The organism is Stenotrophomonas sp. FW305-C-20-S1, from assembly GCF_058783335.1.
Genome location: NZ_JBYTEK010000043.1, coordinates 22,669 through 36,118, shown reverse-complemented (window position 1 = coordinate 36,118; position 13,450 = coordinate 22,669). Strand labels below are relative to the sequence as shown.

9 protein-coding genes and 1 pseudogene are annotated in these 13,450 nt (G+C 68.4%); 6 read left to right on the top strand and 4 right to left on the bottom strand.

Annotated elements, in window-relative coordinates; all coding sequences use genetic code 11:
* The 4 genes and pseudogenes from AC3WTC_RS18035 to AC3WTC_RS18020 all read left to right on the top strand — a co-directional run.
* Positions 1-240 (top strand): annotated as a pseudogene (locus AC3WTC_RS18035) (hypothetical protein); the annotation flags it as partial.
* A 96-nt stretch (positions 241-336) separates the two neighbouring features.
* Positions 337-4,908 (top strand): YadA-like family protein, encoded by a 4,572-nt coding sequence (locus AC3WTC_RS18030; protein WP_492712147.1) that lies wholly within the window; start codon positions 337-339, stop codon positions 4,906-4,908.
* Positions 4,909-4,970: 62 nt separating this feature from the next.
* Positions 4,971-5,807 carry an OmpA family protein gene (locus AC3WTC_RS18025; protein WP_025878550.1) on the top strand — a complete coding sequence of 279 codons (837 nt, stop codon included), beginning with the start codon at positions 4,971-4,973 and terminating at the stop codon, positions 5,805-5,807.
* 121 nt (positions 5,808-5,928) lie between these two features.
* Positions 5,929-6,219, top strand: coding sequence for a DUF6959 family protein (locus AC3WTC_RS18020; protein ID WP_170929478.1), 291 nt, complete (start codon positions 5,929-5,931; stop codon positions 6,217-6,219).
* 85 nt (positions 6,220-6,304) lie between these two features.
* On the opposite strand, the gene AC3WTC_RS18015 is transcribed toward AC3WTC_RS18020, so the two are convergent.
* Positions 6,305-7,132 carry a class I SAM-dependent methyltransferase gene (locus AC3WTC_RS18015; protein WP_492712145.1) on the bottom strand — a complete coding sequence of 276 codons (828 nt, stop codon included), beginning with the start codon at positions 7,130-7,132 and terminating at the stop codon, positions 6,305-6,307.
* A 64-nt stretch (positions 7,133-7,196) separates the two neighbouring features.
* Between AC3WTC_RS18015 and AC3WTC_RS18010 the strand changes: the two genes are divergently transcribed.
* Positions 7,197-7,601, top strand: coding sequence for a MerR family transcriptional regulator (locus tag AC3WTC_RS18010; protein ID WP_032975300.1), 405 nt, complete (start codon positions 7,197-7,199; stop codon positions 7,599-7,601).
* Between the two features lie 15 nt (positions 7,602-7,616).
* Here AC3WTC_RS18010 and AC3WTC_RS18005 read toward each other — a convergent pair whose 3' ends face one another.
* From AC3WTC_RS18005 to AC3WTC_RS17995, 3 genes are all read right to left on the bottom strand, one after another.
* The gene (locus tag AC3WTC_RS18005) at positions 7,617-8,333 is read right to left on the bottom strand and encodes an MgtC/SapB family protein (protein WP_025878554.1); all 717 of its coding nucleotides are present in this window, start codon (positions 8,331-8,333) and stop codon (positions 7,617-7,619) included.
* An 84-nt stretch (positions 8,334-8,417) separates the two neighbouring features.
* Positions 8,418-10,184: a chloride channel protein gene (locus AC3WTC_RS18000; RefSeq protein ID WP_051562466.1), complete on the bottom strand. Its 1,767-nt coding sequence runs from the start codon at positions 10,182-10,184 to the stop codon at positions 8,418-8,420.
* 63 nt (positions 10,185-10,247) lie between these two features.
* Positions 10,248-12,329 carry a TonB-dependent receptor family protein gene (locus AC3WTC_RS17995; protein WP_492712142.1) on the bottom strand — a complete coding sequence of 694 codons (2,082 nt, stop codon included), beginning with the start codon at positions 12,327-12,329 and terminating at the stop codon, positions 10,248-10,250.
* Positions 12,330-12,460: 131 nt separating this feature from the next.
* On the opposite strand from AC3WTC_RS17995, the gene AC3WTC_RS17990 reads away from it, so the two are divergent.
* Complete coding sequence (locus AC3WTC_RS17990; RefSeq protein ID WP_263929287.1) at positions 12,461-13,381, top strand: M14 family metallocarboxypeptidase; 921 nt, start codon at positions 12,461-12,463, stop codon at positions 13,379-13,381.
* Positions 13,382-13,450 lie beyond the last annotated feature (69 nt).

The window sequence follows — 13,450 nt, the reverse complement described above, 5'->3', positions numbered from 1 at the left end:
GGTGTCCGCGGCATGGATGCCGCGGCCAAGCCCCCAAGGATGGGTTTACGGCGTCCCCCGCAACCGGACCCACCCCGCCATCCCGCAGGAAACCCGCTTTTGCTTTCGGCTGTTGCCGTTGCCGTTGCCTCTGCGGGTGCCGGGCGGCAGCCCGGCCAGCCCTCCCTGCCGGATTTGCATATGTGGCTGCCGAATCCGGCCGTGGATTTGCCGGAATGCGCGATTGCCCTGCCGGAATGAAGTGCTCAGCCCTCGCTGAAAGGCGCGAAATGTCAGTCACCTGCCTAACGGCAAGTCCACTGACATTCAAGTTGTCCGCCTACGGGGGAAATGCTCATGAACCGCATCTACCGGCGTGTATGGAACCGCCAGCTCAATGCTCTGGTTGTGGCCTCGGAACTGGCCACCGGCGATAGCGGCGGTACCACACCGCGCGACCGTCGTGCCAGCCTTCTGGTGCCCAGCACTCTGGCCATGGCACTGCTGTGCGTGCTGGCCAGCGGACCTGCGGCGGCGACAGAGGCCAATCAATCGCTGCGCGACCTGCAGGCGCTGGCGGCCAAGTACACCCAGCCGATGCCGGTGAAGGTCGATGCCGAAGTGGCGCTGGCCGCGGCTGCACGACAGGCCCAGGCGAACCCGGCGATCAGTGCCAACGCACGCGTCGGCCTGCAGCTGAGCACAACGTCATTGCCGGTCGTGCGCGACGTGCTGCCGGCCACCGTGCAGGTCAAGCTGGCGGCCGGCGCCGCGCCGCGCCAGGTGCCTGCACCGGTGCTGGGCGCCGACGTGCGCGCCAACATCGGTGTTGGCACTGCAGCCGCTACCCGTGTCGATGCCGCACTTGCGGCGAACGTCGCACCGGCCGCACAGGCGCCGTTGGGTCTGGCCGCCAACGCGGCAGCAAAGGCCGATGTCGGCGTCGCTGGCAAGCCGGTTGCCAGCATTGACGCCGGCACCCAGGTTGCCGCGGAAGCGGGTGTAACGCCGTCCGGCTTGAAGGCGGCCGTGGATGGCAAGGTCGATTCGCAGCTGGTCGTGGCCGGCAATCACATCGAAGGCCAGGGCCAGATCGGTGCCACCGCAGCGGTCACGCTGCCGGCCAAGGAAGAGCTGCCGGGTGACACCGATGACCGCGCGATCACCGCAGCGTTCGATACCGGCGTGGCAGGCAAGGTACGGGTGCAGGGCAAGGACGGCGAGGAAATCGTCGCCGATCGCAATCTCAAGCTGGCCGGCACCGCAACCGTCGCCGCGCAGAACAGCGCGCTTGGCCTGGGCGGCCTGCTCAACGGCGTCGGCACTGCGCTCAACGGCGTTGGCAGCGCGGTCGGCAGCCTGCTCAATGGTGACCTCAACGGCACCGTCGGCAACCTGACCGGCGCGGTCGGTGGCCTGGTCGGCAATACCCTGGGCAGCCTCGGCCTGACCTCGCCGTCGGCCATTCCGCCGACCAGCCCGAAGGCGCCCGCCGCTGCCGACCCGAACGCCGGCCTGGTGATCGGTACCGGTGGCCTGGTGGGCGGTGTCACCGAACTGCTCGGACCGACCACGGCCAGCCTGTTCGGCGGCACCGGTTACCTGTCCAACGGCAACCTGAAGCTCAGCACCGCCAACGTCATGCAGACCTATTCCACGGTCAACGTGCTCGGCCTGCCGGTGGTCAATGCAACGCCGGTCGGCACCACGCTCAACGGACTGGGTGGCGCGGTCACCGGTGGCAGCTCGCACCTGACCCTGATCGGTGGCGTCACCTCCGACAGCTACATCTACAACATCAACAACGGCAATCCCGGTGGCCTGCTCGGCCTGCTGCTGCCGACGGACTCGCCGGCCTGGGCGGCCAAGTGCCTGGACATCGCGCTGGCGGACATCTCCTGCTGGGCGGTCAACGCAGCTCAGGACTACCAGGTGCTGATGGGCGATGGCGCCTATGCCAACGGCTCCAAGGAAGTGGTGATCGGTGCCAACGCCCGCCATGAGCTGCCCAAGGTCGACGCCAACGTCGCCTTCCCGGGCGCGGGCGCCAATGATCCGAGCGATCCGACCGGCGTTCCCACCGCCGACTATGCAGCACGCATGGGGCACTCGGTGGTGGTCGGCGACAGTGCCAGCGGCACTGCCAACGGGCAGACCCTGCTCGGCGCAGAGAGCACCTCCAACCAGGCCAACTCGGTGGCGCTGGGCTATCGCTCGGCCGCACTGCGCGGCGCGCAGGCCAGCTACAGCGCTTACGGCCTGACCACCGCACAGGTGTCGGCGGGCGAAGTGTCGGTGGGCACCGCAGGCGGTGGCGAGCGGCAGATCACCAACCTGGCGGCCGGCAGCGCCAACACCGATGCAGTCAACGTGGCCCAGCTGAAGGGTGCGATCAGCCAGATCGACGCGGTCGGCGCGGCGGCGGTCACCTATGACCTGGATGGTGCAGGCGACCCCGACTATCGCCGTGTCACCCTCGGCAATGGCACCGGCACCACCACCATCGGCAACCTGGCCGCCGGCGCGGTCAACGCCACCAGCAGCGAGGCGGTCAATGGTGCGCAGCTGTTCGCCAGCAACGACACGATGGCAAAGTTCTTTGGCGGACGCGCAGCGTTCGATCCGCTCACCAGCACTTTCACCGCACCGCTGTTCGAGATCAGCACCATCTCCACCGGTGGCGCCGTGGCCCCGGGGCTGTATGACAACGTCACCGACGCCTTCGATGCGGTGGATGGTTCGCTGGTCAACCTCAACACCCAGATCAACGACATCCGCAACACCGGCACCCGGTACCTGCGGGTGAATTCGACCGGTGCCGACGCCGTGGCCAGCGGCGCCGAAGCGATCGCCGTCGGTGCCGGTGCCAGCGCAACCGCCGCCAACAGCATCGCGGTCGGTGCCGGCAGCCTGGCCGACCGGGCCAACAGCGTGTCGATCGGTGCCGCGGGCGCCGAACGCCAGGTCACCAACGTCGCCGCCGGCACCGCCAGCACCGATGCGGTCAACCTGGGTCAGTTGCAGGCTTCCGAAGAGGGCGCGCTGCGCTACGACCTCAACGGCGACGGCAGCGTCAACTACGCAAGTGCGACGCTCGGCCAGTCCGGAACCGCCACCACGCTGCGCAACCTCGGCCCAGGCCAGATCAGCGCGGCCAGCAGCGAAGCGATCAACGGTGCGCAGTTGTTCGCGGCCAACCAGACGGTGGCCACCCACCTCGGCGGCGGCGCTGCAGTGGATGCCAATGGCGTGGTCACCGCGCCGACCTACACGCTCAACAACGTCGCCGCCAATGGCACGGTCAGCCAGGGCAGTTACAACGACGTCGGCACGGCCTTCGATGCGGTCAGCAATTCGCTGGCCAATGTGGCCGAGCAGACCGATGACCTGGACGCACGCGCCGTGAAGTACGACGTGGACGGGAGTGGTAACGTGGTCGATACCGTGACCCTCAGCGGCACCGGCGGTGCACCGGTGAAAGTCACCAACGTGGCCGCCGGCAGCATCCTGGCGGGCAGCAGCGATGCCATCACCGGCGACCAGCTGTTCAGCACGCACCAGACGGTGGCCAGCTACTTCGGTGGCAGCACCGTGTACAACGGCAGCACCGGGCTGTGGACCGCGCCGACCTTCAACATCTCCACCATCGCCACCGATGGCACCATCACCGGCAACGACTACAGCAACGTCACCGCTGCGTTCTCTGCAGTGGACGGCTCGCTGCGGGTGCTCAACCAGCGCATCAGCAGCGGCGGCGGCAGCCCGTACCTGGCGGTCAACTCCACGGCTGCCGCAGCCACGGCCACCGGTGCCGAAGCACTGGCGGTCGGCCCACAGGCCAGCGCAGCCGGTGCGGGCAGCGTAGCGGTCGGCAACGGTGCCAATGCCAGCGCAGGCAACAGTGTTGCGCTGGGTGCCGGTTCGGTGGCCAGCGTCGGTGCGCAGACCGGCTATACCGGTGCCTATGGCCAGGCCGGCGCCAGCAACTCGTCCGGTGAGGTGGCGGTGGGCAGCAGTGGCAGCGAGCGCAAGATCACCCACGTGGCCGATGGCTCCGACGACCACGATGCGACCAACGTCGGCCAGCTGAAGAACGGCGTGAACTACGCCATCGACCAGTCCAAGGCCTACACCGACCAGAAGATCCAGAACATCACCAACGTTGCCGGCAGCTTCCGCGCCAACAACAGCAACAACCTGGCCGATCCGGCCGCCACCGGCGCCAACTCCGCCGCGGGCGGTGCCGGCTCCACTGCGGCCGGGGCCAACTCGACCGCATTGGGCAACGGCTCGCAGGCGCAGGCAGACAACTCGGTGGCGCTGGGTGCGGGCTCGGTCGCCAACCGCGCCAATACGGTGTCGGTGGGTGCAGCCGGTGCCGAACGCCAGGTGGTCAACGTGGCCGATGGTTCGCAGGCGACCGATGCGGTCAACGTGCGCCAGCTGCAGGCTTCGCAGCAGGGCACGATCCGCTATGACACCACCACCAACGGCACCACCAACTACAACAGCGTGACTCTGGGCAGCACCAGCAGCGGCCCGACCACGGTGCGCAACGTCGCTGCCGGCACCGCCGGTACCGACGCGGTCAACGTCGACCAGCTGAAGTCGGGCATGGCGCAGACCCTGGACTGGTCCAAGGCCTACACCGATGAGCGCATGGGCGGCTTCGAGCGCGACCTGCGCAAGACCGACAACCGCGCCTCGGCCGGTATCGCCTCGGCGATGGCAACCGCATCGCTGCCGCAGCCCAGCGAGGCTGGCCGCAACATGGCCTCGATCGCCGCCGGCAGCTACAACGGCGAATCCGGCGTGGCCCTGGGCATCTCCGGTGTCTCCGAGGGCGGTCGCTGGATCTACAAGTTCAGTGGTTCCACCAACAGCCGCGGCGAGGCCGGTGTGGCCGTCGGTGCCGGCATCCAGTGGTGATCGCCTGCGCCGGGTCGCATTCGCGGCCCGGCGCAGCGGGCAACGTCTACAGGGGGAATGACATGAAACCGCATCGCATCGCTCGCAGTGGCCGCGTCGCCGCCACGCTGGGCCTGATCCTGGCCGCGGGGCTGCTGGTTGCCTGCCGCAGCCACGCACCGGCCGCCGACGGCCCCGCCGACAGCACCGCCGTCACCTTCCCGGAGGCCAGCAAGGCATCGCTGAAGGAAGGCATCTATCCGGATATCGCCGACCTGCGCCGGTTCGCACCGGGCATGAGCAAGCGCCAGCTGTACACGTTGCTCGGCACCCCGCACTTCAACGAAGGCATGTGGGGCGTGCGCGAGTGGAACTACCTGTTCAACTTCCGCACCGCACAGGGCGCGGAGTACTTCACCTGCCAGTTCCAGGTGCGCTTCGACAACAAGGGCATCGCCCAGGGCGGCTACTGGAAGCCTGAATCGTGCGCAGCGGTCCTCGACCCGCCGCGTCCGCCGCCACCGCCGGCGCCGGCGCCCTTGCCGGAGCAGCCGCTGCGGCTGGCTGCCGATGCACTGTTCGGCTTCGACAGTGCCGTACTCAGTGCCAGCGGCCAGCAGGCCGTGCAGGGTGTACTGGCGCAGGTGCGTGAGGCCAGCCAGGTGCAGTCTATCCAGGTGGTCGGCTACACCGACCGCATCGGCAGCGCTGCCTACAACCAGACGCTGTCGCAGCGACGTGCCGAGGCGGTGCGCATGGCGCTGGTACAGGGCGGCGTATCCGCGGCGAGCATCAGCGCTGAAGGGCGGGGTGCTGCCGAACCGCTGGTGCAGTGCGACCAGCGCAACCGGCGCGAACTGATCGCCTGCCTGGCGCCCAATCGCCGGGTGCAGATCGCGGGCGTGGCCCGGTCGCACTGAATCCCCGCGCCGGGGCGTGCCCCGGCATCCCGAGTCCCCCCTGTTCTGCCGGCAGGACGTGGAAACGTCTCCCCCGTTTTCCACGCCTGCCGGTGGGCAGGTTTCTTCCCTGGTGCACCTGATGAATGCCCAATTCCTGCCCTTGTCCATGAAGACGGAAGCCACTCTCAGCGTGTACGGCCAGCTCGGCAACCATGCGGTCGTGCGCATTCCCGGGCGCCGGCTGCCGGGCCTCATCCTGCAGGCCGACACCGTTGCCGGCTTCCTCACCCAGCTGCAGGAAGCACAGGCGTGCCTGCGCAGCGGCCGCGCGCAGCGTGCCGACGCCGAGCTGGACATGCTGGTCGACATGCTCGAGCAGTGGTATGCGCTCATCGAATCGCGCCTGGCCGATGCCGGCGAGGCCTTGTAGAGAAGCAGGGGACGGAGGGGATCAAGTCGTTTCCCGCACAACCGGGGCATGAACGACTTGATCCCCTCCGTCCCCTTTTCTGTTGCTATGCGCGGGCGCGGATCATCCAGCAGGCGGTTTCCACCCGCACACGGTCACCTTCGATGAACGGTGCGAACGCGGTCAGCGCCTGCTGCAGCAGCGCTTCGGCGCGTGCGGCCGGCAACGCACGCAGAGCCAGACCCACAGGTCCGAGCTGGCCGACGTAGCTGGCCAGCGCATCACGGCTGAGGAAACAGGTCAGGTCCAGCGGCGCGATGTCCACGTCCTGCCATCCGGCACGCTGCAGCAGCCGGCGCACCCGTTCGCCATCGGCGAAAGCGAACTGCCCCGGTGCACCCGGTACCCGCGCCGGCAGCACCAGCTGGTCTGCAAGGGCGCGCTCGGCGGTGGTCATGAACGGATTTTCCTGGGCGCTGCGCCAGGCGATGCAGCGCAGGCCCGCGCCCGTTCGGGCGGCACGGTGCAGGTTGGCGAAGGCGGCCTGCGTGTCCTCGAAGAACATCACCCCGAAGCGCGACTGGATCCAATCGTAGCGCGCCGTTGCGAAGGGATGGCGCTGGGCATCGGCAACGATGAAGTCGACCCCGCGCCCGATCGCGGCGGCGCGCTGACGGGCCAGGTCAAGCATCGGTGCGGAGATGTCCACGCCCGTGCAATGGGCGTCAGGGCGTGCTGCGGCGGCGCTCAGCGTACTGGCGCCGGTGCCGCAGCCCACGTCCAGCAGTTCCGTGACGGTAACCGGCAGCTCGTCGCGCAGGGCATCGGCCATCGGTTGGAACAGGTCGTCCAGCAGGGTCTGCTGCGCGACCCAGTTCTCGCCGGCGGCGCCGTTCCAGAGCGTGTTCTGATCGAGCGGGAGTGAATCGTCCATGGGCTTGCCTTGCGCGGGGAGTGCGACCATGGTGGCGCTTGAAGCCCACTTGAGGTCAAGCACGATGCAGGAACTGGATATCGGTGAGGTGGTTCGCCGCAGTGGCGTACCGGCCTCGACGCTGCGCTACTACGAGCAGCTCGGCCTGTTGCAGGTGCTGGGGCGTCGCGGCCTGCGCCGGCAGTACCACGAGCAGGTGCTGGAACGGCTGGCACTGATCGGCCTGGGGCAATCGGCAGGCCTGTCGCTGCAGCAGATCGGCGCAGCGATGCCGCAGGGGGCAGGGCTTGCACTGGATCGCACGGCATTGCTGGCCCGGGCCGATGCGCTGCAGCAGCAGATCCGCAGATTGCAGCGGGCGCAGGATCGGCTGCGGCGGGCTGCCGCCTGTCCACACGCCGAGGATGCTCGGCGCTGCGTGTCGTTCCGCAGGTTGCTGCGAGCGCAGCAGCGCGTAGCGCGCGGATGAACTGCCGACACCCGCTCAATCGCGGGTGCTGACTTCCCAGGTGGCATGCAGCACGCCCGGCACCTGTTCCATCCGCGCCAGCACCACGTCCAGTTCGTCGGCGCTGACCGCGGTGCTGACCAGCACTGCGATCACATCAGTGGGCGCATCGGCGTGCTCCACCAGTTGCACGTCGCCAACGGGGTACTGCGCGGCTTCCAGCGCATCGACCAGGCGCTCGCGCACGCGCGGCACCGCGTCGGCATCCACGCTCAGGCGCACTTCGTAGGTCGCTTCGCTGGCGGCTTCGTTGATCGGGATGCGGTTGATCGCGTTCACCAGTGGCCGCAGCAGGGTATTGCCGGCGATGATCAGTACGGTCAGCAGCACGCCTTCGGCCAGCATGTCCGCGCCGGTGCAGCTGCCCACGGCAGCCGAGCACCACAGCGTCGCGGCGGTGTTCAGGCCGCGCACGTTCATGCCTTCCTTCATGATCACGCCGGCGCCGAGGAAGCCGACGCCCGAGACGACGTAGGAGATGACCCGCACGGCCTCGGCGCTGCCGGCGATGCGCATGCCCAGGTCAACGAAGGCGGCAGCGCCGACAGCCACCAGCACGTTGGTGCGCAGGCCAGCGGTGCGTTGCCGGTACTGGCGTTCGGCGCCGATCAGGGTGCCGAGCACGAACGCCGCCAGCAGGCTGACCACGGTGTCGGCAAAGGGGCCGGGCTGGAAGGTTTCAATGAAGCGCATGGCCGCAGTCTACCTCCCGCAGGTGACAGTAGAGCCACGCCACGCGTGGAGGGGCAGGGGGCATCATCCACGCATGGCGTGGATCTACTCGTCGACGCGCTCGCCCATCATTTCGCGCTGGCGCTTGTCCAGTTCCTCCGCATAGCGCTTGCGCACGAATGCTTCAGACACCACGCCCAGCACCTGGCCATCGTCGGCCACCACCGCCAGCTCGTCGGCCTGGGTCTGGTCGAACCGCTGCATCACGGTCACCACGTCGGCGCTGGCGGCGAGTGCCACGTCGCGGTTCTCGGCGAACGTACCTACGACGTCCTCGGGCTTCACGCCGTCGCCGAACAGGCGCGGAATCTGCACGATGCCAGCGTAGTGGCCTTCACTGTCGATCAGGATCACCCGGCTGCCCGAGCCCAGCGGGAAGCGCTGGCGGAAGGCGGCGGCATCGAGGTCGGCCGGGGCGGTGGCCACACCCTTGCGCATCATCCGCCCGGCATTGAGGTTGTGCACCCAGCCGATGTCACGCGCGCTCTTGATGGTTTCCCCGCGCAGGTGCATGCGCCAGGTCGAGAAGGAATAGCCGAACCACTGCCGCACCAGGGTGCTGGACACCAGCACGGCGCTCATCACCACGCTGGTCAGCAGGAAGTCGTGGGTGCCTTCCAGCACCAGCATGGCCATGGTCATCGGTGCGCCAACCACCGCCGCGGCCAGTGCAGCCATGCCTGCCAGCGCTGCCGACGTGGCGTCGACCACCGGGACGCCGGTGGCCATCGCCAGCAGCCCGGCAAACAGCGTGCCGACCAGGGTGCCCATGAACAGCGAGGCGAAGAACAGGCCGCCGCGGAAACCGAAGCCCAGCGAAATGCCGGAGGCCAGGCATTTCAGCGTCAGCAGCCCGCCGATCCAGATCAGCGGCAGATGGGTGGTCAGGTCCAGGTGCAGCGCTCCGTGGCCGGACGACAGTACCTGCGGGCTGGCCAGGGCCAGCGGAATCAGCAGCAGGCCGCCCACCACCGGGCGCCCCCACAACGGCAGCGGGCTGCGCTTGACCGTGCCTTCGATGGACGCGATCAGGCGCATCACCACGATGCCGACCATCGCACAGCAGCAGCCGAGCAGGCCGTAGATCGCATAGTCGGCTGCGCGCACGTCGATGGTCGATGCCGCCGGCAGCAGATAGGCGTCCACGCCGGCCTGGTCGGCAACGAAGGCGCCGGCCAGTGCGGCCACCGCAACCGGCGCCAGTGCCGCCGGCGTATAGGCACCGATGACGATCTCGAAGGCGTAGAACGCCCCGGCCAGCGGTGCACCGAAGGCCGCGGCGATCGCACCGGCCGCGCCAGCACCGACCAGGATGCGCACGTCGTTGCGGCGCAGGCGCATCACCCGCCCCAGCTGCGAACCGCTGCCGGCGCCCATCTGCGTATACGACGCCTCCAGTCCGACCGAAGCACCGCAGCCGTTGGAGACCAGGGTCTGGGTCAACACGATCAGGTTGTCGCGCATCGACATGCGGCCGCCATGCAGTGCATTGGCTTCCACGGCATCCAGCAGGGGGCGTTTCAGGCGCGTGGCAGCCAGGCTGACCAGGCCCACCACCAGGCCACCCAGCGGTAGCACCAGCAGGGCAGTCCAGGTCAAAGCGGGCAGCGAGCTCAGGCGCATGCCCTCGTCCAGCCCATACAACGCCGTCTGCAGGGTGCGTGCCAGCCCAGCCTGCAACAGGGTCAGGCCACCGGCGATCAGCCCGACCACCAGCGCCAGGGCGATGAACCACAGGTCGCTGCCGCGCAGGCGCAGGCGCAGGCCCTGGAAGGCCAGATGCAGGCGCGATGGCGAAGCGGTGGAGGACATGGTGGCGGCATGATACGCCGCCACCGTGAGCGCTACCGTCACCGCATCAGGCGGTTGCCATGCTCAGAAGCGGTAGCGGCCCTGCACGTAGAACGTGCGCGGCGCGGCCACCATGCGCCCGGCGTTGCCATCCACGTTGCGGGTGTACCAGCGCTTGTCGGCCAGGTTGTTCACGCCCACCGCGACCTCGCTGTCGGCCAGCCAGGGCAGCTGCCAGGCGGCCTGCGCGTTCCACAGGCGTACGCCGGGTACACGGCCTACGCGCGCGTCGGCGGCTTCTTCCCAGGTGTTGGCGGCATCGGAGAACTGGCCGCTCTGGTGGGTGCTGGACACGTTGAAGGTCCAGCCGGCCAGCGCATAACGGGCGCCGACGCTGTCGGTATCGCGCGCGTAGAACGGCACATCCAGGCCGCGGTTGTCGCCGGACTGCTGGATGGCCTTGGTCCAGGTGTAGTTCGCGTACAGTTCCAGCCCGGCCAGCGCGCTGCTTTCGGCAAAGCGGTACTCGATCGCGCTTTCCACGCCCTTGTGGTCGGTGGCGCCGATGTTCTGGAAGGTGGGCGGGGTGATGCCCGGCACCTGCAGGATCTGGTTGTCGAAGCGCATCTTGAACACGGTCACTTCCGCACGCAGCCCGCCATCCTGCCAACGCGCGCCCAGCTCGGTGGTCCTGGCGATTTCCGGGTTCAGCGGATTGGTCGCGCTCTGCGAGTTCAACTGGATGTTCTGCACCGGCCCGAACGAAGTGGTGTAGTTGCCGAACACGGTCAGCTGCGGGGTCAACAGATAGGCGACGTTGAGCGAGGGCAGGGCCTTGTCGTTGCGGCTGCTGAAGGTCGCGCCGCCGCCGGCCTGGCGGCGGTCCATGTCGATCCACTCCATGCGCACGCCGGGCGTGACCCGCCACCGACCGATGGCGATGCGGTCATCAACGTAGAACGAGTGCGCATCGGTGGCGTTGTCGAAGCGGGTGGTCGCGCCGGTCGCACCGGTACGGCGGGTAACGGTGTAGCTGCGGTCGTTGCCGCGCTCGCGCAGGAAGCGGTAGCCGGCGGTGATGTCGTGCACGCTGCTGCCCCAGTGCAGGCGCTGGGTGTAGCGTGGCTCGATGCCGAGCACACGGTAGTCGCGCGGCTGCACCGTGATCTGTGTGTTGGCCGCGTTGATCAGCGAACTGGCCCGGTTGCTTTCGTTGTAATACGCCAGCACCTCGAACTCGCTGTTCTCCGACAGCGTGTTGGTGTAGCCCAGGTCGATGCCGGTGCGATGGCCCTTCCAGAAGTCGGACGGGCGGGTGTTCTGGAACGGATCGGCCTGGTACTGGGCGCGGGTCAGGCCGCCCGGAGTCAGGGAGCGCACGTCGTAGTACGACAGCTTGGCGCGCAGTTCCTGCTGTGCGTCGATGGCATAGGCGAACTTCAGCGCCAGATCATCGAAGCGGTCATCGCTGCCCTGGCGCCAGCCGCGGCCGTCCTGCCCCGAATACAGCAGGGCCATGCCCAGGCCGTTGTCGGCGGTGCCGCCGAGGAACGCGTTGTACTGGGTGCTGTCGCCGCCGCCGTGGTCGTAAGCGCTGTAGCGCACGCCGGCCTCGCCGTGCAGGCCAGCCGCAGTCGGAATCGCGCGGGTGCTGAAGTTGATGATGCCGCCGACATTCTGCGGCCCGTAGCGCACCGCACCGCCGCCGCGTACCACGTCGATCGATTCGATGTTGGCCAGGCTGGCCGGGGCGAAGGAGAGCTGTGGCTGGCCGTACGGCGCAACCGCCAGTGGCACGCCGTCCAGCAGGACGGTCGAGCGCGGCGAGTAACGGCCGGTCAGGCCGCGCACGCCGATGTTGAGCGAGACCGAGCTGCCAGCGGTGCCGGAGTTGTCGGTGACCTGCACGCCGGGAATGCGGCGCATGGCATCGCCCAGGCTGGCGGCGCCGCTGGCCTCGATGCGCTGGCGATCGACCACGGTACGCGCGCCAGCGAAGCTCTTGACGCTGTCGTGCAGGCCGGTGCCCAACCAACTGCCCGACACCTGGATGCTGTCGAGCGTGGTGGCGCTGTCCTGCGCGAGCGCGCTGGCGACCGGAAACACGCACAGGGCGAGGGCGGCAGCCAGGGGCAGGCGGGCCGGTTGCGGGGCAGGAATGGGCATCGGTGCAGAGTGTGGAAGGTCGTAAATGAGAATTATTGCTGATTCCATTCGCCATTGGAATCGGTCCGCCGTTCAGCGCTTTTGCCCGGTGGTAAAGTGGCCGATTGCCTCCTGACCCGCTGAGAACTGCCATGTCCACTGCTGCTTTCTACCCCGTCGGTACCCCTGGCCAGCCGTGGGGCGTTGCGGAAAGGGAGCAGTGGCGTGCGCGCCAGCAGCGCCTGCGCCGTTACGACGAGGAGGTGCTGCCGCGCATCGATGCACTGGCCGGGCATTTCGACAGGGTGGCCTACGGCCAGCTCGACTATGCAGGCGAGACCTACACCCTGTTCGCCCTGCGCAGCCGCGACTGGAACCCGGCGTTGCCGGCCGCGCTGGTGACCGGTGGCGTGCATGGCTACGAGACCAGTGGCGTAATGGGAGCGCTGGAGTTCCTCGAAAAACATGCCGCCCACTACGCCGGCAAGGCCAACCTGCTGGTCGCGCCGTGCGTGAATCCGTGGGGCTTCGAGCGCATCAACCGTTGGAACTTCGATGCGATCGACCCGAACCGCAATTTCCGCGCGGACGGCCCGGCCCGTGAATCGACGGCGCTGATCGAACTGATCGCACCGTTGAAGGGCCAGTTCGTGCTGCACATCGACCTGCACGAAACCACCGACAGCGACGAAAGCGAGTTCCGTCCCGCACTCGCCGCGCGCGATGGCAAGCCGTTCGAACCGGGCCTGATTCCCGATGGCTTCTACCTGGTGGACGACAGCGGGAATCCGCAGCCGGCCTTCCAGCAGGCCGTGGTCGCCGAAGTGGAGAAGGTGACCCATATCGCACCGGCCGACGATAAGGGCGAGATCATCGGTTCGCCGGTGGTCGCGCATGGTGTGATCGAGTACGCGCTGGTGCCGCTGGGCCTGTGCGCCGGTATCACCGGGGCGAAGTACACCACCACCACCGAGGTCTACCCGGACAGCCCCCGCGCGACGCCGCAGCAGTGCAACGACGCGCAGGTGGCGGCGGTGTGCTCGGCGCTCGATTACGCGCTCGCCCATCGTTGATCGGTAGTGGGGGGGGGGGGGGGGGGGGGGGGGGGGGGGGGGGGGGGGGGGGGGGGGGGGGGGGGGGTA

Bases quoted from the DNA above. Each gene is read 5' to 3' on its own strand.
- AC3WTC_RS18000 (WP_051562466.1), bottom strand. From the start codon at position 10,184: ATGTCCTCCACCGCTTCGCCATCGCGCCTGCATCTGGCCTTCCAGGGC.
- AC3WTC_RS17995 (WP_492712142.1), bottom strand. From the start codon at position 12,329: ATGCCCATTCCTGCCCCGCAACCGGCCCGCCTGCCCCTGGCTGCCGCC.
- AC3WTC_RS18015 (WP_492712145.1), bottom strand. From the start codon at position 7,132: ATGGACGATTCACTCCCGCTCGATCAGAACACGCTCTGGAACGGCGCC.
- AC3WTC_RS18025 (WP_025878550.1), top strand. From the start codon at position 4,971: ATGAAACCGCATCGCATCGCTCGCAGTGGCCGCGTCGCCGCCACGCTG.
- AC3WTC_RS17990 (WP_263929287.1), top strand. From the start codon at position 12,461: ATGTCCACTGCTGCTTTCTACCCCGTCGGTACCCCTGGCCAGCCGTGG.
- AC3WTC_RS18010 (WP_032975300.1), top strand. From the start codon at position 7,197: ATGCAGGAACTGGATATCGGTGAGGTGGTTCGCCGCAGTGGCGTACCG.
- AC3WTC_RS18030 (WP_492712147.1), top strand. From the start codon at position 337: ATGAACCGCATCTACCGGCGTGTATGGAACCGCCAGCTCAATGCTCTG.
- AC3WTC_RS18020 (WP_170929478.1), top strand. From the start codon at position 5,929: ATGAATGCCCAATTCCTGCCCTTGTCCATGAAGACGGAAGCCACTCTC.
- AC3WTC_RS18005 (WP_025878554.1), bottom strand. From the start codon at position 8,333: ATGCGCTTCATTGAAACCTTCCAGCCCGGCCCCTTTGCCGACACCGTG.